The sequence below is a fragment of the Amycolatopsis aidingensis genome, assembly GCF_018885265.1.
Lineage (GTDB): Bacteria > Actinomycetota > Actinomycetes > Mycobacteriales > Pseudonocardiaceae > Amycolatopsis > Amycolatopsis aidingensis.
Genome location: NZ_CP076538.1, coordinates 337,556 through 357,163, shown reverse-complemented (window position 1 = coordinate 357,163; position 19,608 = coordinate 337,556). Strand labels below are relative to the sequence as shown.

Genomic DNA, 19,608 nt, shown 5'->3' with positions numbered 1-19,608 from the left:
CGGTAATCGGTCGGCACGTTTCGCGGTCACCGCACGGGGTACTCCGGCCGGGAGAACCTACCCGCGGCCGAGGAGGATGACGTGCAGACGACCAGGTTGCGTGAGCTGCTCACTGCCGATGGTCCCTATGACTCGGTGTACTTCGAGGACTCGCACGACACCGAGGACGCGGCCAAGCGGCTCGAGCTCACCTGGCGTGACCTGCGTGCGAACCTCGCCGAACAGGGCGCATCGGTGCCGACGCTGGACGCGATGGCCGAGGCCGTCCAGCGGGGTAGCCCGCCGGTGGGGCGCAGCGGCCGCGCGCTGATCGCCGCGAACGGCGAGGTGCTGCTGGACCGGCACCTGCCGACCCCGCCGGCAGGCACCGTGAGCAGGCATTCCGACCTGCCCTACCTGCTGCCTCTGGTCGAGTACGGCGAACCGGCGCCGGTGCACGTGATCGCCGTGGTGGACAGCACGGGCGCCGACCTGACCGCCTTCGACGCCGATGGCAACGTGCTGAGCAGTGAGACCACCCAGGGCCAGGAGCACCCGGTGCATGTGGTCACCCACGCCGGGGAGATCCGCAGGCATATGGAGGAACGGGTCGAGGAAACGGTCAAGCAGAACCTCCAGCTGGTGGCCGAGGACCTCAGCAAGCTGGCCCAGCGGGTCGGAGCCGAGCTGGTGGTACTGGCGGGCGAGGTGCAGGGGCGCTCGGCACTGCACGACGAGCTGCCGGAACAGACCCGCAGGCTCGCCGTCGAGGTCAGCTCCGGCAGCCGCGCCGAGGGCGTCGCGGACAGTGAACTGCGCAAGCACGTGCACGAACTGCTCGAGCACGCCCGGCAGGACCGGCTGGACGACACCGTGCAGCGGTTCAACGCGGAGAGCGGCCGCGCGGGTGGGCTGTCCGTGCAGGGCCTGCAGGCGACAACCACCGCGCTGCGCGAGGCCAATGTGGCCACCCTGCTGGTCAGCCCGGCCGCGCAGGACAGCGCGGCCACGGTCTTCGCCGGTTCCGGCCCAGAACAGGTGGCCCTGCAGGCGGAGGAGCTGACCGCGATCGGCGCCGAGGAGCCGGTGCGCAGGCGTGCCGACGAGGCCATCGCGGCCGCGGCGATCGCGACCGGAGCCGGGATCGTGCACACCGGTGACCGGCTGGAGCTGATGGACGGCTTCGGTGCCGTGCTCCGGCACGACTGAGCGTCGGCTGCCGGGCGATACCCAAGGATCGGAGGGGCCTGGATGCCACGAGCGTGGAACGCCAAGCGCGAACGGCAATACGAGTACATCAAACAATCCCAGCGCAAGTACGGTGCGAGCGAGGAACGCGCCGAGGAGATCGCCGCCAGGGTGGTGAACAAGGAACGCGCCCGCACCGGTGAGTCCGCGCGGGCCAGCAAGACGTCTACAAAGGACGTCTCGCCGGAGCGGCGGGGCGGCAAGCGCTCGGGGCAGCGGCTCGGGCCCGGTGGGCCCACCAGGGACCAGCTCTACAACGAGGCAAGGCAACGTGGGATCGAGGGACGATCGAAGATGACCAAGCAGGAACTACGCGAGGCCCTCGGTAAGTGACCCGGCCTAGACTGGTACCGATCGACCGACCCCCTGCCGGGCGACACGATGAGGTGAACGTGAGCGAGACCGAGCCGCCGTCGCAACGTGTCGGCGGACAAGATGATATCGAGCTACGGCTGGGTGCTGATCTGGTGCACCTTCCGCTGATCCGCTCGGTCGCGGCGAGTATTGCGATGCGCGCCGACTTCGACCTGGACACCATCGCGGATCTGCGACTCGCCGTGGATGAGGCATGTTCCACCCTGATCACCAGGGCACTCCCGGCCACCATCATGGTGTGCCGGTTCACCATCAAGCAGGACGAGCTGCGCTTCACCGGCGCGGTGAGCAGTGCGGACCAGCACACCCCCAGTACCGGCTCGTTCGGCTGGCGGGTGCTGACCACCCTGGCCGACTCGGCCGCTTCCTGGGTGGAGAGCGATGGCGACGGCACAGACGGCGCACCTGCGCACTGGGTGCACGTGGAGCTGGCCAAACGGCGGCCAGTGATTCAGGGGTGAGGAGCCACTCCGGCCCTGAGCCGGACGACTACGGCCATCTCGCGCCCCTGTTCGACCAGCTCGCCGAACTCGACCAGGACGACCCGCGGTACGCCGAACTGCGCGACGAACTGGTCACCGGCTATCTACCGCTCGCCGAGCATGTGGCACAGCGGTTCAGCGGGCGCGGCGCGGCCAAGGAGGACCTGGTGCAGGTCGCCACCCTCGGCTTGATCAACGCGGTGGACCGGTTCGACCCCGCGCACGGCTCGGACTTCCTCTCCTTCGCGGTGCCGACCGTGATGGGCGAGGTCCGCCGGTACTTCCGGGACACCGGGTGGACGGTACGGGTGCCGCGCAGGCTGAAGGAGTTACACCTTTCCATCAGCAATGCCAGCACGAAGCTGTCCCAGCGGCTGGGCCGCGCGCCGACCCCCAGCGAGCTGGCCAACCACCTCGGTCTCACCCCGAACGAGGTGTACGAGGGCCTCGAGGCAGGCAACGCCTACAACTCCATGTCCCTGGACGAGGTGCTGTCCGGGGAGACCGACAACCTGGCGCTGGGCGACACGCTCGGCGCGGACGACAGCGCGCTGGAGGGGGTGGAGAATCACGAGGCCCTCCAGCCGCTGGTCCGTGAGCTGCCGGAACGGGAGCGGCGCATCCTCGCGTTGCGGTTCGTGCACAACCTGACCCAGACCCAGATCGCCGAGCGGGTCGGGATCTCCCAGATGCATGTCTCCCGGCTGCTGGCCAGGACGCTCAGCCAGCTCCGCGACGGGCTGGCCGAGCCCCCGGCAGCCGAGGAGGACGCGGAGTAATCCCGGCCACTCCCCGACCGGGAACGGGATCAGCCTGGAACAGAGATGTCCTCCACCACATCACCGACCCGGGTCTGGTCCAGCACCCTGGCGACGTCGGCCTGCGCGACCATGCCGACCAGGTCCTGCCCGTCGATCACCGGCAGCCTGCGTACCTGGTGCTCGGACATGGTGCGCAGCACCTCGCCGACCTCGTCATCGGCACCGACGGTCACCGCCTCGCCCTGGGCCAGCTCGCCGACATGCATCGCGCGCGGGTCCTTTCCACCGGCCAGCACCTTGGTCACGATGTCCCGGTCGGTGACCATGCCCTTCAGCCGGTCGTCCTCCCCGCAGATCGGCAGCGCGCCCACGTCCAGCTCGGCCATCCGCCTGGCGGCGTCCAGCACGGTGTCGCTGGTCCGCATGCACTGCGCGTCCGGGGTCATGATGTCCCGTGCCTTGGTCATCTGGACTCCCTCCGTTGCGCGGGTCTACTCCCGGCTTACCCGCTCGCCGGGTGGCAAAACCCGGTACCGCAACCGCAGGTCACCCTCCTGCCGCAGCACCACCACCGAGCGCACCGCCGCGGCCAGCAGGAGCAACACACCGAGGTTCTCGGCGAGCTCCTCGGCGTGGTAGGTGAGCACGTAGATCGGTCCGCTCTCGCCCTCGGCGATCAGCAGACCCTGTGCCAGCTCGCCACCGAGCGCACCGGCCAGCAGCAGGGCACAGCCACCGGCGACACCCAGGGTGCCCGCCCTCGGCAGCCGGAAGGCCAGCAGCAGGAAGGCGGTGGCCACCGCGGCGCCTGCCACCAGCCCGGGCAGCAGCCAGTAGAACGGGAAGCCGTCGAAGGACACCAGCTGCCTGCCGATCCGGTCCAGCCGCTCGTGCAGCTGGGTGTGGTCGTCAAGGGACAACAGGCCGAGCACCCCGGCGCTGACGAACCAGGCCCATGCCTCGCCGGCCCGCGCGCTCCTGGCCAGGCCACCGACCACCGCGAACACCACCGCCGCGACCACCAGCAGCCCGGTACTCCACCAGGTCGGCAGGTTGCCCTCCACGAACACGTCCAGGTAGAGCTGGATCTCGCCGCGGTTGCGGGTCAGCGGGTGGTCGATCAGGGCGGGCACGGCCATGCTCGCCAGGTTCAGCGCGAGGGTGACCCCCAGCACCACCCAACCGAGCCGCCGGAAGCGCAGCTCCTGCCGGGCCGGGGTGCGGAGGTCCACCGGGTCGGTCAGCGTTGCCATCGGGTCACCCTAGAAGGTGAACGGCGGACGAACACCCCGCATGAAGAAGGTTTCATCCACTGCTCAGCGGGTCATCATCCGCCGCGCCGAGGGTGGCCCCCATGGATACCGCACTCTCCCTGCTCACCGGCGATCCGGCGGGTGAGCTGATCGAGGCCGTGCTCGGCGCGGCAGGCGGGCGGCCGCAGCACTGGGCGGCGGTCCAGGTCGAGCACCAACCGGGCAGCCGCACCACGGTGAGCTACACGGTGCGGGTGCGCTGGGCGGACGGCTCGGTCAGCACGGAGACCCTCGGCGCCTGCTCCGGCACTCTGCCCGCGGGGGTGGCCCGGCTCGGTGACGGCCGGACCGAGATCGGCATGTGGCGGTTCCCGTGCGACCCCGAACTGCCCGCGCTGCCCCTTGCCTGCGATCCGGACGGGCTGGCGGGCCTGCTGGGCAGCAGGCCGGAGCGGCTGCGGGTACGGGCCTACCGGCCGCGCAGGCGGGCCGTGGTGGAGGCGGGGCTGCCCGGCGGGCGCACGGTGTTCGTCAAGGTCCTCCGCCCGGACCGGGCACGCGGGCTGCACGAACGGCACCGGCGCGCGGTGGCCGCGGGCTGCCCGGTGCCCGACTCGCTTGGCTGGAGCGAGCGCGGGTTGGTGCTGCTGCCCGGACTCCCCGGCCGCGGCCTGCGCGCCGAGCTGGTCGAGGGGCGCGCCGCCCTGCCAAGGCCTGCGACGATCGTGGCGGTGCTGGACACGCTGCCGGAACTCGGCACGCGCTTGCGGCCGACCTGGGGGCAGCGGGCGCCGTACTACGCGGAGGTGCTGGCCGGTACCGCCCCCGAGCTGGCCGGGCAGGCCAGGGCGATCGCGGCGATGGTGCGGCACGAGCGGCCGGAGGGTCCCCCCGTGGCCGTGCACGGGGACTTCTACGAGAACCAGCTGCTGGTCGCGGACGGCCGGGTCAGCGGCCTGCTCGATCTGGACACCCTCGGCACCGGCGAGCGCCTGGACGACGCCGGGTGCCTGCTGGCGCACCTCGCGCTGCTGGCAAGGCTGCACCCGCGGGCCGCGACCCGGATCGAGGGCTTCGGCCGCGAGCTGGCCACCCGGCTCGGCCGCGAACTGGGTCCGGCGGCGCTGGCCAGGCGGGTGGCCGCGGTGCTGCTGTCCCTGGCCACCGGCCCGCACCGGGTGCGGGAGCCGGACCGCGCCCGCAAGGCTGCGGACCGGCTCGCCCTGGCACAGCGCTGGCTGGACCGGGGCGGTTGGTGAGGAGGCCTTCATCAGCAGTGGGGATCTCGTTTCATCAACGCTCGCGATCGTGAAAGGGACAGCCAAGCGGTTCCCCGAGAAGGAGGAAGCACCATGAACGGCAAGCGCACCTGGGTCGTCGCGGGCGCCACCCTGGCCATCGCCGGGTTCGGCACCACCGTGGCACTGGCGGCCGACGGCTCCGGCGAGACCACCCTGCGGGACCAGCGGGACGCCCCCCTCGTGCAGCAGGTCCAGCCGCAGCCGGCCCCAGCCGCGCACGCGGACACCGCGGACGGCGCCGACACCGCCGGTTCCGCGACCTCGCCCGCCGACCCGGCCGACAGCGCGAACACGGCCGACAGCCCGGACGGGCCGGACAGCGCGAACAGCCCCGGCTGAGCCGGGCACGCGGAAAGAGATCGTTTCGCCTCGATCATCAGCGGGTACATACTTGCTGGTAGAACGAGTGAGGAGCTGGAGCATGAGCGATCCCGGTTGGCGGCAGCCGATGCTGGCGACGCTGACCGGTGATCGCTTCTCCGACGAGAACTGGATCTTCGAGCGCAAGCTGGACGGGGTGCGGGCGATCTGCGCGCGGGACGGCGGAACCCCGCGGCTGTGGTCCCGCAACCACAAGCCGATCGAGGCGAGCTACCCGGAGATCGTGGACGCGCTGGCCGCGCATGGTGGCCCCCGGTTCATCGCCGACGGGGAGATCGTCGCCTTCGAAGGGGAGCAGACCAGCTTCGCCCGGCTACAGCAGCGGATCCACCTCACCGAACCGGTGCGCATCGAGGCCACCGGGGTGCGGGTGTACTACTACCTGTTCGACCTGCTGGCCTTCGACGGGCACGACGCCTCCCCGCTGCCGCTGCGCCAGCGCAAGCAACTGCTGCGGGACGCCTTCGAGTTCACCGACCCGCTGCGCCTTTCCGAGCACCGCAACGGCGACGGCGAGGCCTACTACCGGAAGGCCTGCGCCTCCGGCTGGGAGGGTGTGATCGCCAAGCGGGCGGACTCGCCGTACCAGGGCGGCCGTTCCCGCGACTGGCTGAAGTTCAAATGCGTGGCCGACCAGGAGTTCGTGGTCGGCGGGTTCACCGAACCGGCAGGCTCGCGGGTGGGTTTCGGCGCCTTGCTGCTCGGCTACTACGAGGGCGACCGGCTGCGCTACGCGGGCAAGGTGGGCACCGGCTACGACACCAGCACCCTGCGCAGCCTGCGGGCCCGGCTGGAGGACCTGCGGCAGCAGGAGTCGCCGTTCGGCGAGCCGGTCGGCGAACGCGGCCACTGGGTGCGACCGGAGCTGGTGGTGCAGGTGGGGTTCACCGAGTGGACCGAGGACGGCAGGCTGCGGCACCCCCGCTACACCGGGCTGCGCGAGGACAAGCGCGCGACCGAGGTGGTCCGCGAGGCCTGAGCGGGGCTTACGGGCCCTACGATCATGACGTGACCAGGGCACGGCTTTCCGGGCGGTTCCGGACCGTACTGCGCACCAGCCTGGGCTTCGCCGCGCTGGGCTTCGGCGCGAGCATCTGCGGTGCCGGGGTGGTGTTCCTGCTGCTGGCCCTGCAGGGCATCCCCAGCGGGGTCGGCGGCAACGACTGGACCCTGGTCGTCTGCTCGGCGGGCTATGTAGCACTGTCCCTGCTGGCAGGCACGGTGTGGACGGGGGTGCTGCAGCGCCGCACCGCCATCTGGTTCCTGTTCGGCCGCCCGCCCTCGCCGGAGGAGGCACGCAGGGCGCTGCGGTTACCGGTGGATCTCGCGCTGGTCAGCGGGACCCTGTGGTCCATCGGCGCCGCCGGGCTGGGGATCCTCACCGCCGTGCTCGGCAGTGGCTGGGACGCAGGCGGGGTCACCCTCACTATCGCGCTCGGCGGGCTGACCACCGTGGGGCTCACCTACCTTGCCGCCGAATGGGTGGCCCGGCCGGTGATGACCTTGGCGCTGGACGTCGCGCCGCCCACCGGGAACCTGCCCACCACGGTGCTCACCCGGCTGGTGCTGACCTGGATGCTGGCCAGCGGGGTGCCGCTGCTGGGCGTGCTGTTGCTGGCCGCCCCGCCCTATCTCGGCACGGACGACCCGACCACCAGCCTGCTGCTGCTCGGCGCGATCGGGCTGGTGGTGGGCGCGATGGCCACCGGACTGCTGGCCAAGGCGGTGGCCGCACCGCTGCACCGGCTGCGCACCGCGCTGGACGAGATCGCACGCGGGCGGATGGACGTCTCGGTGCCGGTGGACGACGCCAGCGAGATCGGCATGCTGCAGAACTCGGTCAACGAACTGGTCGCCGGGCTGCGCGAGCAGGAACGGATGCGGGACCTGTTCGGCAGGCACGTCGGCGCGGAGGTGGCCCGGCACGCGCTGGAGCACGGTGCCTCGCTGTCCGGGGACGTGCGCGAGGTGACCGCGCTGTTCGTGGACGTGGTGGACTCCACCGCGCTGGCCTACCGGCTGCCACCGCCGGAGCTGGTCCGCAAGCTGAACCAGCTGTTCTCCTGCGTGGTGGACGCGGTGAACACCCACGGCGGCCTGGTGAACAAGTTCCAGGGCGACGCCGCGCTGTGCGTCTTCGGGGCGCCCACCCGGCTGTCCGACCCGGCCACCTCGGCGCTGCGGGCCGCCCGCGCCATCCGGGACGCGGTGCGCGCGGCCGGGGAGCTGGACCTCGGTATCGGGGTGGCCTGCGGGCCCGCGTTCGCCGGGCAGCTCGGCACCAGCAGCAGGCTGGAGTACACGGTGATCGGCGACGCGGTGAACGAGGCCGCCCGGCTCACCGAGCACGCCAAGCGGGTGCCGGGACGGATCCTTGCCAGCGACGCGGTACTGGACGCCTGTGGTGGGGGCGAGCGTGCGCACTGGAGCTGGCACGCCACCGTCCAGCTGCGCGGCAGGCAGTCCGCCACCGGGACCTGGGCCGACGAACCCTGACCCGATGCGACGGCGCGAAGCGGGTCCGCGCCGGGACGCTACCCGAGTTTGGTCAGGTCGACGGCCTCCTTCGCGGGGTTGAACCCCTCGGGCGGAATCCCGGCGGTTGAGCTCAGCCAGGTTCCCCGGTCTTTGGGGCGGACGGCTCGATCCTCCAGCAGAAGGGCCACGTAGCAGCCGTAGTCGATGGCGAAACCGTCGTAGAGCGCACCCGGTTGGTGCCGGTCGACGATGCCGCGGCGGAGCAGATGCAGCAGTCGCGCGTCGTGCAGCTCGTCGATCACCTCGTTGCGGAGATCCGGCGATTGGGCGAGCAGGAACGTGCGGGAGCGGCGACGGCCGACGACCTCGTCGACGAGCAGCCGCAGCATCCGGCCTGCGGCATGGTTGGCGGTCAACGCGGTCTGCTTGTCCCGCAGGTACCAGTCCCTGGCGGCGAGCCGGACGTCCGGCACACCTACCGGTGCGTCGTGGGCGTGCTGCGCGGCCAGCGCCGCGATGTTGATCGCGTCGCGAGGCAGGCCCTCGGCCGCCCTGACCAGTTCAGCGAAGGCATCCCGGCGGAACACCTCGGCCAGCAGGCGATCGGCGTCCGCGGGTGGGTCGCTGATCATGGTGGTCAGCAGCGCGGCGACGTGATTGAAGAAGAGCCGCCCGAAGAACTCCCGTGCCGCGGTGCGTTTCTGGTCGAAGAGCAGCACGTCGTCGAGACTGACCGCGGAGGCGGCGTCGGCGCCGACCTCGATGCCGAGGTAGGACCCCGGTCCGGAACGCACGGAGAACGTCGAGCGGCGCTCGATCGCGGCGATCTTGACGGTGAGGCCTGTTGCCGGCAGCACACACCGCCGCAGCAGATCGGCCAGCAGGGGTTGCAAGTCCACCGGAACGCTGCTCCATTCGTCGAGCAGCAGCCATATCCGGGCTCGGCCAAGCGAGGCGGCCACGCGGTGCAGCGCGCGGCTCAGCGGGCCGAACACGACGTGATGGCGCTCGATACCGGTACGGCGCAGCCTGCGCTGGGCGCTCGCCGCGGCTCGCCGTTCGATCTGTACCGAGCCACCCGTGGCCGTGCCCAGGGTCATACCAGCGCTGGTTTCCGCCGAGTCGTTGCGGGTGGTTTCCCGTTCCACCTCGCCGACGACCTCGACGGCGGTGGCTGCTGCTGCCAGGTCGTCCAGCGCCCTGAGCAACCGATCCTGGTCACCGACCTCGCGCTCGAACAGCACGGTCAGCAGCTGCTCGTGGATGGCTTCGAGGGTGTCGACAAGCAGCTGGGTGCCACGAACGGAGAGGCTCTGGGTGCTGTCGGCATAGAGCCCGCTCGCCGCGCCGATCGTACGGAGATCGACGTATACCGCCACGTCCCCTGCCCGTTCGACGAGATCGCTCAGGTAGAGCAGGGCGTGCGTCTTCCCGGTCCCGCGCCGCCCGTAGAGGATCTGATGGTCGGCGGAGTGCAGCATTGCCGCGAACGATCCGGCCGCGACGTACGTTGCGGCGAGCGTGCTGCGGTCCACGCTCTCCGCCCGCCGCGGAATCCGCATCAGTGCCTGGTTGAGGTGCGTCTGGCGAGCCGGCTTCATCCGACTCAGCCTGCCGGGCACGCCGACCGCCCCGACAGCCGCCGACCCGGTGACCCGCGCCGCGCAGCGTGACGAGCCTCGGCACCGCGGCTACCCGTCCTGGCGGTCACTCCCCGCCGCGGGGTGACTCCACCTTCGGCAGGTCCGGCCAGTGCAGCGCGGTGGAACCCCAGGTGAGGCCCGCGCCGAACGCGCTGACCAGCACCCGGTCTCCGGCTCGCAACGAGCCGGCAACGCAGGCGTCGGTCAGCGCCAGCGGGATCGAGGCTGCGCTGGTGTTGCCGGTACGGTCCACATTGACCACCAGACCGTCGGCGGACAGCCCGAGCTGCTTGGCGACCGCGTTCAGGATCCGGATGTTGGCCTGGTGCCCGACGAACCGGTCCACCTCACCGACCGACCAGCCCATCCGGTCCAGCACCGCGCGGGACGACTCCGCCATCCTGGCGCTGGCCTGGCGGAACACCGCGGTGCCCTGCATGGCAAGGAAGTGCTCCCGCGGGTCCGCCGACCGGCGTTGCTTCGCCCCGCCTGCGGGGACCACCAGCAGGTCGGTCAGCTCCCCGTCGCTGTGCAGGTCGAACGGGCCGAGCGCGCCGAGTTCCTCGGCGGTGCCCGCACGCAGCACCACCGCTCCCGCTCCGTCCCCGAAAATCGGCACCGTGCTGCGGTCGTCGGGGTCCAGCAGGGTGGTGAACGCGTCCGAGCCGATCACCAGCACGCGGCCTGCCACCCCGCCCGCGATCAGACCGGCTGCGGTGGCGAGGGCGTAGACGAAGCCACTGCACACCGCGTTGACGTCGAAGGCGGCCACCCCGCCCAGCCCCAGCTTGCTGGCCACCTCGGGGGCACTGGCCGGGCACAGGTAGTCCGGGGTCGCGGTGGCCAGCACCAGTGCGTCCACGACATCGGAGCCCGCCGACCGCAGGGCACACTTACCCGCCTCCACGGCCATGTCGACTGTGGACAGTCCGGGTTCGACCACGTGCCGCTCGCGGATGCCGGTCCGGTTGCGGATCCACTCGTCCGAGGTGTCCAACCGCTGCTCGAGTTCGGCGTTGTCCACTACCCGGGGCGGCAGCCAGCCGCCGAGTCCAGTCACCACCGCCGCGCGACGCGCGTCCTGCATCGGCACCGGGATTGTCCCTCCAAGTCGGCGAGTGGAAAGGGGAACTCTCTCGATACCAGCCCCCTTGGTATTTCTACGGCCTACCAATCGGTAAACCCTCGCCCGTGTGACCCAAGTCTCAACATGAGCACCTTTCACTTCACAGTGGAGTGCGGTAATGGGCGAGGGACACTTCCTGTTCAGCAGGCCGGAAAGTGACCGGAATTCACTCTAATGTGCAGGTCATGAGCACGGAGGAACTCAGCCCGCGCGCGCTGAACCGCGCGCTGCTCGCCCGCCAGCTGCTGCTGCGCCGGGAGCGGCACACCGCCATCGAGGTGATCGAGCACCTGGTCGGTATGCAGGCCCAGAACCCGGACCCGCCGTTCTACGGGCTGTGCAGCCGGATCGAAGAGTTCGACCCCGCGGAGGTGAACGCCCTGGTCACCGAACGCGAGGTGGTCCGCACGACGGTGCTGCGCGGGACCATCCATCTGGTTTCCGCGCGGGACTGCCTCGAGTTACGCCCACTGCTGCGGCCGGTGCTGGAGCGCATGCTGCGCGGCAGCCAGTGGGGTGCGGCGATCCGCGGCATGGACCTGAACGAACTGGCCGAGGCCGGCCGCGCGGTGCTGGCCCGGCAGCCCAGCACGCCTGCCGAACTCGGCGAGCGTCTGCGGGAGCGCTGGCCGGACCGGGACGGGCGGGCCATGGCCAACGCCGTGCAGGCGCTCACCCCGCTGGTCCAGCTCCCACCGCGGGGCCTGTGGGGCAGCTCCGGACGTCCGGTGAACACCACGGTCGAGGCCTGGCTCGGCCGCGGCGCGCACGAAAGCCCCGACATCGAGCGGATGGTGCTGCGCTACCTCGGCGCGTTCGGACCGGCGAGCGTGCGGGACATCCAGGCGTGGTGCGGACTGACCGGCCTCGGCGAGGTGGTGCGGCGGCTGCGCCCCCTGCTGCGCGAGTTCACCGGCCCTGGCGGAACCCGGCTGTGGGACCTGCCGGACGCACCCCGGCCGGATCCGGCGACCCCGGCCCCGCCCCGGCTGCTCGCCCCGTTCGACAACGTGCTGCTCTCCCATGCCGACCGCGGCCGGATCATCAGCGAGCCGGACCGGGCCCGGGTGTTCACCAAGAACGGCCTGATCAGGGGCACGGCCCTGGTCGACGGATTCGTCTGTGGCATGTGGAAGACCAGCACCGCCCGCGGGGAGACGACGCTGGAGATCGAACTGTTCCGCGAAGTGTCCATAAAGGACATCAGGGCACTGGAACGGGAAGGCCGGAGGCTGCTGGCCATGGTGTCGCCGGGCACGGAGCGGCCGCGGATTCGCTGGCATCACCCCAATGGGTCAGCACCTAAGTAGCATCAGCCGGTTTACCCCCGTTAACCTGCTGCCTACGCTTCCTTCAGCGCCGCGTACCCTGCCGCGGCGCCCGAAGGAGAGCCATCATGGTCGCCCTGCTCGACGGCTCGGCCGCGCTCGTCGGACGCGCGCGGGACTTGGGGATACTCCGCGATGTGCTCGGCAAGCGCCCCTCGGTCGCGCTGGTGGCCGGTGAGGCCGGGATCGGCAAGACCAGGCTGGTACGGGAACTGGTGCGGCTGAGCGAGTTCCGTGCCGACAACCTGCTGCTCGGTGCCTGCCAGCCCGCACGGGACCCCTTCCCCTACGGCCCGGTGCTGGACGCGCTGCGCCGGGCGGGCGGGCTGGACCCACTGGGCCCGCTGAGCTCGGTGGCCGGGGTCCTGCGCCCGCTACTGCCGGAGATCGCCGAGGCGCTGCCCGCGCGCCCGGAGCCGTTACCGGACCGCGCCGCCGAGCGACACCGGCAGTTCCGCGCGATCCGCGAGGTGCTGGCGGCCTGCGGCCGCGCCCTGCTGGTCATCGACGACCTGCAGTGGGCCGACCCGCTCACCCGCGAGGTGCTGCGGTTCCTGCTCGCCGATCCGCCGGACCGGCTCGGCATCCTGCTGGCCTACACCGACACCGAACTGCCCCCTGGCGGGCCGCTGGAGGCACCGGCGCGGATCGCCGTCGGCGTGCCGACCGTCCGGATGCGACTGCGCCCGCTGGACCCGCGCGAGGTGCACGCCCTGGCCGCTACCGTCCTCAATGAATCCACAGTGGATAAAGAGTTCACCGGGAAGCTGCACGACCGCACCGCAGGAATCCCTTTCGTGGTCGAGGAGACCCTGCGGGCGCTGAGCGCTTCCGGAGCGCTGGTGGCCGAGGGCACGGGCGGCCGGGCGGTGGCCGAACTGCCCGTGCCTGCGCCGCTGCGCGAGGCCGTGCAGGCCCGGATGGCCGCGCTGCCCGGCCCGGCGGCCACGCTGGCCAGGGCGGCCGCGGTGCTCGGCACGCCGACGGACGCCGGCACGATCGGTGCCCTGTGCGGACTGCGCACCGGCAGGCTGGGCGCCGCACTGACCGCCGCGGTGCGCGGCGGGGTGCTGCACCAGGTAACCCAGGACCGCTACGGCTTCCGGCACGACTTCGCGCACACCGCGGTGTACGAGTCGATCAGTCCGCCGGAACGGGAGCTGTTGCATAACAAGGCGATCGAGGTGCTCGGCGCGGGTGCGGATCCACCGCTGGCGCAGCTGGCCCGGCACGCGCGGGCAGCAGGGCACCTACCGCAATGGCTGCACTACGCCGAGGCCGCGGTGGAGCGAGCGATCGAGGCCGGGCAGACCTCGGCGGCACTGGACGTGTTGCAGGAGCTGCTGGCGGGCCCGCTCGGCGCCGGGGACGTGGAACGGTTCGCGGTGCGGCTCAGCGAGATCGCGCTGCGCGCGCACCGGCCGGAGCTGATCGGGACGTTGCGCAGGGTGGTCGACCGGGGTGAGCTCGGCGGGCTCGCCAGGGGCCGGATCCGGCTCAACCTCGGGCTGCTGCTGGTGCGGCTGCCGGGGCGGCTGCTACGCGCGCGGGCAGAGGTGGAGCAGGCGGTCGCCGAGCTGGCCGACCGGCCGGACCTGGCCGTGCGCGGGTACAACCTGCTCGCCATCCCGCTGGAGGGGCTGGCCCCGCTGGTCTGGCACGAACACTGGATGTCCGAAGTGGACGCGGTGTTCCCGGAGCTGGCGGACCCCGAGCTGCGGCTCGCGCTGCGGGCCGACCGGATCGCCTGCCGGGCGCATGTCGGCGACGGCGCGGCCTGGCGGGAGTTCGAGGGCATGCCGGACACCGCCCCCACCGCGGGCGAGCGGGTGCAGCTGGCGCGGCTGTGGTGCAACCTCGCCGACGCGCAGTCCTGGATCGGCAGGCTGGACCGGGCCGCCGAGCTGCTGGCCGGTGGGGTGCGGATGGCCGAGGAGGCGGGCGCGCTGTTCGCAGGCAGCGTCGCGGGCGGCTCGCGGCTGCGGCTGGACTGGCTCACCGGCGAGTGGACCGGCCTGGCCGAACGCGCGGAGTCGATCCAGCAACGTTGTGCCGATGTCGGGCCGGTGGTGGCGGAGGCCCAGCTGGTGCGCGGGGCGCTCGCCGCGGTGCGGGGCGAGTTCGAAGCGGCACGGCGGCTGTTGCGGGCCAGCGGGCTGACCAAACCGCAGGGTGCCGTGCTGCCGGTGGTGCTTTCCGCTGCGGGCATGCTCACCAGGGTGCTGCTGGCGGGTGAGGACGTCCGTGGCGCGGCCGAGGTCGCCGGGCACGGCCTGCGCCTCGCCCGGCGCAAGGGGGTCTGGGTGTGGGCGGCCGAACTGCTCCCGCCAGCCGCACGGGCCTATGCGCTCGCCGGGCGGTTGCCCGAGGCCGAGGCCGCCGTTGCGGAGTTCGCCGCGGGCATCACCGGCCGGGACGCGCCACTGGCGCACACCAGCCTGGTGGCCGCGCGGGCGGTGTTACTGGAGGCAAGGGCCGAGCACAAGCGGGCGGCGGCGGCCTTCGAGGAGGCGGCCAGCGGCTACCTGGCGTTGCCCATGCCATACCCCGCCGCGGTATCCACCGAGGAGGCGGCCTGCTGCCTGCTGGCCGCCGGTGCGCAGGGCGGCGTGGACGGGCTGCGCTCGGCCGCGGAGGCCTACTCCCGCCTCGGCGCGACCAGGGACGCCGGCCGCTGCCGGTACGCGCTGCGCGAACTCGGCGCCTGGCGCCCTTCCCGCCGGGGCCGGCGCGGCTACGGTGACCAGCTCTCGCCGAGGGAACGCGAGGTGGCCGCGATGCTGGCCTGTGGCCGTACCAACCGGGAGATCGCCGAGGGCCTGTTCCTCTCCCCGCGCACGGTGGAGCAGCACGTCACCCGCGTGCTGCGCAAGCTCGGTCTGCGTTCCCGTACCGAGGTCGGCAAGCAGGCCCCGCAGAAGGCCAGCTGACCCGCCCGGGCCGGATGTGGACGGCCAACGCGTGCGCGTGGACGGCAAACGCGTGCGCGTAGGCGGCAAACACGCGCATCCGGTGTGTTTGCCGCCCACATCCGCGTGTTTGCCGGCCACATGCGTGCTTTGGCCGTCCACATCCGGGTCAGCGGGGCAGGAACGCCTCCGGGAAGATCCGCAACTCCGCCTGGTCGGTGCGCAGCTGGGTGGTCTGCGGGGAACCGGTGTCGCCGAACTCGGTGAAGTCGGTGAACTCCGACAGGTCGTGCGATTCGATGAAGTCCTGCAGGCTCGGGATCCGGATCCGGACCTCCTCGCGCGGTTCCTCGGCGGGTTGCGTCGATGGCGGCCGCGCGTCGCTGCGGAGGACCGGGCGTTCGGCCTCGGCCTCGGTCTCCGGGGCGACGGCCGGTTCGCGGCGTGGCGCAGGCTCCGGCTCGACGGGTCGCGGGGTGGACTCGGTGCGGGCGCTGGTCCTCGGCTCCGGCGAGTCCGGTGCGGGCTTCGGCGGGATCTCGGCCACCGGTGCCGGTGTGCTGGTGGTCGGCTGCGCCCGCCCGTCCGAGGCGTCGGCAGGGGTGTTGCGCTGGTAACCGGTTCCGTAGACGCCGCTGACCAGCACCACGAACATGAGCGCGCCCGCGGCCCATGCGACCACCCCGGCACGGCCGATCTCGCGGGGCCGGGACACCGGCTCGAACCAGTCGGCGGGCGGGTGGTCCGCGGGATACGGCTGCGCCAGCAGCGAATCCTCCGGTTCGGCCGCGGAAGGCTGCCTGCGCCTGCCCGGCAGGCTGGCCGCCAGGATGCCGGTGCGGTCGCGCAGTTCGGCGACGGAATCGGTGTCCTGCCCCCCACTGCCCGGCCTGTTCGGCAGGACCGTGCGCGCCATCAGCTACCTCCATCGACGTGCGCCGCCGACCGCCGGCAGACAAACTGGCCGACCGAGCCGTTTCGAGCGTCCCCATACCACCGAACGTGATCGCCCTTGACATCGCGACCAGCGACCGGTTACTAAATGCTGTTTACCGGCTACCGGAGCGCTTGTCACTACCGCGCGGCCGAGCCGAGACAATAAACGACTCGATAGAGTGAATATCCGCGCGCCCGGTCAACTTTCGGTCGGAGTGGGCGGCCTCGGGGAGCGGGCCGTCAGCCCGACAGACTTACCCGGCGGAGTAACTGGGCGTTGAGCGCCACCACGATCGTGGACAGGCTCATCACCACGGCGCCCACCGCAGGCGGCAGCACGAACCCGACCGAGGCGAGCACACCGGCAGCCAGTGGCACGGCCACCACGTTGTACCCCGCAGCCCAGCCGAGGTTCTGCCACATCTTCCGGTAGCTGGCAACGGAAAGCCTGCGCACCGCGAGCACCCCGCGCGGGTCGTCGGAGACCAGCACCACCCCGGCCGACTCGATCGCCACATCGGTGCCCGCCCCGATCGCGATGCCGACATCGGCCCTGGCGAGCGCGGGTGCGTCGTTCACCCCGTCGCCGACCATGGCCACCCGGTGGCCACGCTCCTGCAGCCGCGCCACGGCGGAATCCTTGTCCTGCGGCAACACCTCGGCGAACACCTCGTCCACGCCGAGGTCGGCGGCCACCGACTCGGCGACGTTGCGGGCATCCCCGGTGATCAGCACGACCCGGACCCCCTCGGCATGCAGCGCGTCCACGGCCTGCCTCGACTCCGGGCGGATCTCGTCGGCCAGCGCCAGCGCACCGATCACCACCCCGTCCCGCAGCACGTGCAGCACGGTCGCGCCCCGGTCCGCGAGCGCCCGGGTACGCTGCTCGAGCCGCGCGGGCGGCTCGGCCCCGTAGTGCCGCAGCAACGAGGGCCCGCCGACGGCGATCTCCTTTCCGTCCACTGTGGCTACCACGCCACGACCGGTCAGCGAGCGGAAATCCGTTGCCCTGGGCGGATTCGCACGCTCCCTGGCGGCGTCCACAATGGCCGTCGCCAGTGGATGCTCCGAGTCGTACTCGGCAGCTGCGGCCAGTCCCAGCACGGTGTCCTCGTCGGCCTTGTCGCCCGCCAGCACCTCGGTCACCGCAGGGCGTCCCTTGGTGAGGGTGCCGGTCTTGTCGAACAGCACCGCGTCCACGGAACGCATCCGTTCCAGCGCCAGCCGATCGGTGACCAGGATGCCCGCGCGGGCCGACATTCCGGTGGAGATCGCGATCACCAGCGGAATCGCAAGGCCGAGGGCATGCGGGCAGGCGATCACCAGCACGGTGACGGTGCGCTCGACGGCATCCGAGGCCGCCCCGAGCAGGGACCAGACCAGGTAGGTGAGCACCCCCGCCAGCAGGGCGAACCAGAACAGCAGCGCGGCCGCGCGGTCGGCCAGGGCCTGTGCGCGCGAACGGGAGCCCTGGGCGTCGGCGACCAGCCGCCGGATCCCGGCCAGCGCGGTGTCCTCGCCGACCGCGTCCACCCGGACCCTGATCGCCGAGTCGGTGGCCACGGTTCCGGCGACGACCTGGTCGCCATCGGCCCTGCGCACGGTGCCCGACTCGCCGGTGACCATGGACTCGTCCAGCTCGGCAGCGCCTTCGACCACGGTGCCGTCGGCAGGCACCCGGCCCCCGGAACGGACCAGCACCAGGTCCCCGACCCGCAGCTCGGTCAGCGCGACCGGCTGCACCTCGCCGTCGTCCCGCACCCGTTCCGCCTCGTCCGGCAGCAGTTCGGCCAGCGCCTCCAGTGCGCCGGACGCCTGGCCGAGGGCACGCATCTCCACCCAGTGCCCGAGCAGCATGATCACGACCAGCAGCGCGAGCTCCCACCAGAAGTCCAGCTGGAGCCCGCCGACCCCGAGCGAGGTGAGGCCGCTGGCGATGAAGGCCACGCTGATCGCCAGCGCGACCAGGGTCATCATCCCCGGCTGCCGCTGGCGCAGCTCGCCGACCGCGCCGGAAAGGAACGGCCAGCCACCGTAGAGGAAGACGACCGTGCCCAGTACCGGCGCGATCCAGCCCGCCCAGGAGGGGATCTGGTAGCCGAGCAGGTCGGCGACCATATGACTGCCGGCGACCACCGGGACGGCAAGGCCGAGGCTCAGCCAGAACCGGTCCCGGAAGACCGCGGCGTGGTCACCGTGCCCGTGCTCGTGTTCGTGCTGTCCGGTTTCGTGTCCGGCATGCGTGTCCATCACGCCGGACACAATACCCCTACAGGGTATGTTGGCAACTCGGCGAACGCGGCGACGCCCGCGGTGGTGGATCCACCACCGCGGGCGTCGTACCTGGTCAGCCCGCCTGGCCGCCGGTCCGCTCGGCGATCCAGCCGGTGTAGGAGGTCACATCGGTGTAGATGCCGGGCAGTTCCGGGCAGCTGGCGGTCTGCCCCCGGCTGGTGGCACCGACCAGCACCCACCTGCCGCCGCTGCGGACCACGGCGGGACCACCGGAGTCGCCGTAGCAGGAGCTGCCTTCGCCGCCCTTGTTGTCCATGCACAGCTCGCTGTCCGGGTCGAACCCGCTGCCGCAGCGGCTGTCGGCGGCGATCGTGGTGTCCAGCTGTTGCAGCGTGACCGGCGCGGGCCCGCAGCCACGGGTGGGGCAGGTCAGCCCCCAGCCGAGTTCCCTGACCTCGGCACCCGGCGCGGGAGAGCTGCCGATCTCGATCGGCTCCGCGGCCACCGGCGCGGCCAGCCGCGCCAGCGCGATGTCGTACTGGCCCGGCCCGCGCCAGGACCAGTTCTCGTGCGGGATGAACTCGGCCACCGCCGCGACCTCGCCGCCGCTGGTGCGGTCGGTGCTGCCGATCCGGTACTGCCACCGGGCAGGGTCCACGGCCCGGTCGGTGCTCGGGTCGGTCACGCAGTGTGCGGCGGTCACCAGCCACCGCGCACTGATCAGCGAGGCGCCGCAGTTGTGCCTGCCGTCCGTGGTCTGCATACCCGCCATGAAGCCGTAGGTCTCGGTCGCGTCCACGCCGCCCACGATGAACGGCTGCGCCCCGGAGTCCCGCTCGGCGCCGGTGGCGGGCGCCACCAGGCCGAGCGTTATGGCCGAGCCTGCCAGCAGGGCCGCGGCGAGTGCGCGCTTCCTCATCGAGCTTCTCCTTCCCACCGGCGACGATCACCGGCGTCCCCACGAAAGAGTGAGCGAGCCGACGCGCCCGGTCACCAGACGAAAGTCGGCGCCCGTTCCCACCGCACGCACGTTCACACCACACCCCCCGGACGGGGGATGCGCTCACCTCGGCGACAAAACCCGGGATCGGAATTAGTCATGCGGGGTACAAATAAAACGGAACGATAACCCGGAACGAACAATGCGCCCGAATCGGCCTTGTGGCGGGCAAC

General features: G+C 71.8%; 17 protein-coding genes. 10 read left to right on the top strand and 7 right to left on the bottom strand.

Annotated elements, in window-relative coordinates; genetic code table 11:
• Positions 1–81 precede the first annotated feature (81 nt).
• Genes KOI47_RS01820 through KOI47_RS01805 form a run of 4 tightly spaced genes read left to right on the top strand, consistent with a single transcriptional unit; the run spans position 82 to position 2,863 of the window.
• Positions 82–1,188: an Rv2629 family ribosome hibernation factor gene (locus KOI47_RS01820; protein ID WP_216213214.1), complete on the top strand. Its 1,107-nt coding sequence runs from the start codon at positions 82–84 to the stop codon at positions 1,186–1,188.
• Between the two features lie 42 nt (positions 1,189–1,230).
• Positions 1,231–1,560, top strand: coding sequence for a plasmid stabilization protein (locus KOI47_RS01815; RefSeq protein ID WP_216213211.1), 330 nt, complete (start codon positions 1,231–1,233; stop codon positions 1,558–1,560).
• Between the two features lie 59 nt (positions 1,561–1,619).
• Complete coding sequence (locus KOI47_RS01810; protein WP_216213206.1) at positions 1,620–2,063, top strand: ATP-binding protein; 444 nt, start codon at positions 1,620–1,622, stop codon at positions 2,061–2,063.
• The gene (locus KOI47_RS01805) at positions 2,060–2,863 is read left to right on the top strand and encodes a SigB/SigF/SigG family RNA polymerase sigma factor (protein ID WP_216213204.1); all 804 of its coding nucleotides are present in this window, start codon (positions 2,060–2,062) and stop codon (positions 2,861–2,863) included. The genes KOI47_RS01810 and KOI47_RS01805 overlap by 4 nt, the downstream gene beginning before the upstream one ends.
• 29 nt (positions 2,864–2,892) lie before the next feature.
• Here the strand turns inward: KOI47_RS01805 and KOI47_RS01800 are convergent, their stop codons facing one another.
• The gene (locus tag KOI47_RS01800) at positions 2,893–3,312 is read right to left on the bottom strand and encodes a CBS domain-containing protein (protein ID WP_216213201.1); all 420 of its coding nucleotides are present in this window, start codon (positions 3,310–3,312) and stop codon (positions 2,893–2,895) included.
• A 24-nt stretch (positions 3,313–3,336) separates the two neighbouring features.
• Positions 3,337–4,098 (bottom strand): hypothetical protein, encoded by a 762-nt coding sequence (locus KOI47_RS01795; RefSeq protein ID WP_216213198.1) that lies wholly within the window; start codon positions 4,096–4,098, stop codon positions 3,337–3,339.
• 101 nt (positions 4,099–4,199) lie between these two features.
• On the opposite strand from KOI47_RS01795, the gene KOI47_RS01790 reads away from it, so the two are divergent.
• The 4 genes from KOI47_RS01790 (at position 4,200) to KOI47_RS01775 (ending at position 8,276) form a co-directional block, all read left to right on the top strand.
• Entirely contained in the window at positions 4,200–5,357 is a 1,158-nt protein-coding gene (locus tag KOI47_RS01790) for a phosphotransferase (RefSeq protein ID WP_216213195.1), read from the top strand.
• Positions 5,358–5,450: 93 nt separating this feature from the next.
• Positions 5,451–5,738, top strand: coding sequence for a hypothetical protein (locus tag KOI47_RS01785; protein WP_216213191.1), 288 nt, complete (start codon positions 5,451–5,453; stop codon positions 5,736–5,738).
• 82 nt (positions 5,739–5,820) lie between these two features.
• Entirely contained in the window at positions 5,821–6,759 is a 939-nt protein-coding gene (gene ligD / locus KOI47_RS01780; RefSeq protein ID WP_216213188.1) for a non-homologous end-joining DNA ligase, read from the top strand.
• Between the two features lie 29 nt (positions 6,760–6,788).
• On the top strand, positions 6,789–8,276 hold the full coding sequence (locus KOI47_RS01775; protein WP_216213185.1) for an adenylate/guanylate cyclase domain-containing protein: 1,488 nt from the start codon (positions 6,789–6,791) through the stop codon (positions 8,274–8,276).
• A 38-nt stretch (positions 8,277–8,314) separates the two neighbouring features.
• Here the strand turns inward: KOI47_RS01775 and KOI47_RS01770 are convergent, their stop codons facing one another.
• Both KOI47_RS01770 and KOI47_RS01765 read right to left on the bottom strand, forming a co-directional pair.
• A complete protein-coding gene (locus KOI47_RS01770) occupies positions 8,315–9,859 on the bottom strand; it encodes a hypothetical protein (protein WP_216213182.1) in 1,545 nt (514 codons plus the stop codon).
• A 106-nt stretch (positions 9,860–9,965) separates the two neighbouring features.
• A complete protein-coding gene (locus KOI47_RS01765; RefSeq protein WP_456318993.1) occupies positions 9,966–10,994 on the bottom strand; it encodes a beta-ketoacyl-ACP synthase III in 1,029 nt (342 codons plus the stop codon).
• 218 nt (positions 10,995–11,212) lie between these two features.
• Here KOI47_RS01765 and KOI47_RS01760 point away from each other — a divergent pair, with 218 nt between their 5' ends.
• Positions 11,213–12,337, top strand: a complete 1,125-nt coding sequence (locus KOI47_RS01760; protein WP_216213179.1) for a winged helix DNA-binding domain-containing protein — start codon at positions 11,213–11,215, stop codon at positions 12,335–12,337.
• Between the two features lie 86 nt (positions 12,338–12,423).
• The gene (locus KOI47_RS01755; RefSeq protein WP_216213177.1) at positions 12,424–15,285 is read left to right on the top strand and encodes an ATP-binding protein; all 2,862 of its coding nucleotides are present in this window, start codon (positions 12,424–12,426) and stop codon (positions 15,283–15,285) included.
• Positions 15,286–15,433: 148 nt separating this feature from the next.
• On the opposite strand, the gene KOI47_RS01750 is transcribed toward KOI47_RS01755, so the two are convergent.
• From KOI47_RS01750 to KOI47_RS01740, 3 genes are all read right to left on the bottom strand, one after another.
• Positions 15,434–16,180, bottom strand: coding sequence for a hypothetical protein (locus KOI47_RS01750; RefSeq protein ID WP_216213175.1), 747 nt, complete (start codon positions 16,178–16,180; stop codon positions 15,434–15,436).
• Between the two features lie 260 nt (positions 16,181–16,440).
• On the bottom strand, positions 16,441–18,450 hold the full coding sequence (locus tag KOI47_RS01745; protein ID WP_216217016.1) for a heavy metal translocating P-type ATPase: 2,010 nt from the start codon (positions 18,448–18,450) through the stop codon (positions 16,441–16,443).
• Between the two features lie 97 nt (positions 18,451–18,547).
• Positions 18,548–19,354, bottom strand: coding sequence for a S1 family peptidase (locus KOI47_RS01740; protein ID WP_216213173.1), 807 nt, complete (start codon positions 19,352–19,354; stop codon positions 18,548–18,550).
• Between the last annotated feature and the right edge of the window lie 254 nt (positions 19,355–19,608).

Coding starts and splice junctions, on each gene's coding strand:
- KOI47_RS01815 (WP_216213211.1), top strand. CDS start 1,231: ATGCCACGAGCGTGGAACGCCAAGCGCGAACGGCAATACGAGTACATC.
- KOI47_RS01800 (WP_216213201.1), bottom strand. CDS start 3,312: ATGACCAAGGCACGGGACATCATGACCCCGGACGCGCAGTGCATGCGG.
- KOI47_RS01795 (WP_216213198.1), bottom strand. CDS start 4,098: ATGGCAACGCTGACCGACCCGGTGGACCTCCGCACCCCGGCCCGGCAG.
- KOI47_RS01790 (WP_216213195.1), top strand. CDS start 4,200: ATGGATACCGCACTCTCCCTGCTCACCGGCGATCCGGCGGGTGAGCTG.
- KOI47_RS01785 (WP_216213191.1), top strand. CDS start 5,451: ATGAACGGCAAGCGCACCTGGGTCGTCGCGGGCGCCACCCTGGCCATC.
- ligD (WP_216213188.1), top strand. CDS start 5,821: ATGAGCGATCCCGGTTGGCGGCAGCCGATGCTGGCGACGCTGACCGGT.
- KOI47_RS01770 (WP_216213182.1), bottom strand. CDS start 9,859: ATGAAGCCGGCTCGCCAGACGCACCTCAACCAGGCACTGATGCGGATT.
- KOI47_RS01760 (WP_216213179.1), top strand. CDS start 11,213: ATGAGCACGGAGGAACTCAGCCCGCGCGCGCTGAACCGCGCGCTGCTC.
- KOI47_RS01755 (WP_216213177.1), top strand. CDS start 12,424: ATGGTCGCCCTGCTCGACGGCTCGGCCGCGCTCGTCGGACGCGCGCGG.
- KOI47_RS01750 (WP_216213175.1), bottom strand. CDS start 16,180: ATGGCGCGCACGGTCCTGCCGAACAGGCCGGGCAGTGGGGGGCAGGAC.
- KOI47_RS01745 (WP_216217016.1), bottom strand. CDS start 18,450: ATGGACACGCATGCCGGACACGAAACCGGACAGCACGAACACGAGCAC.
- KOI47_RS01740 (WP_216213173.1), bottom strand. CDS start 19,354: ATGAGGAAGCGCGCACTCGCCGCGGCCCTGCTGGCAGGCTCGGCCATA.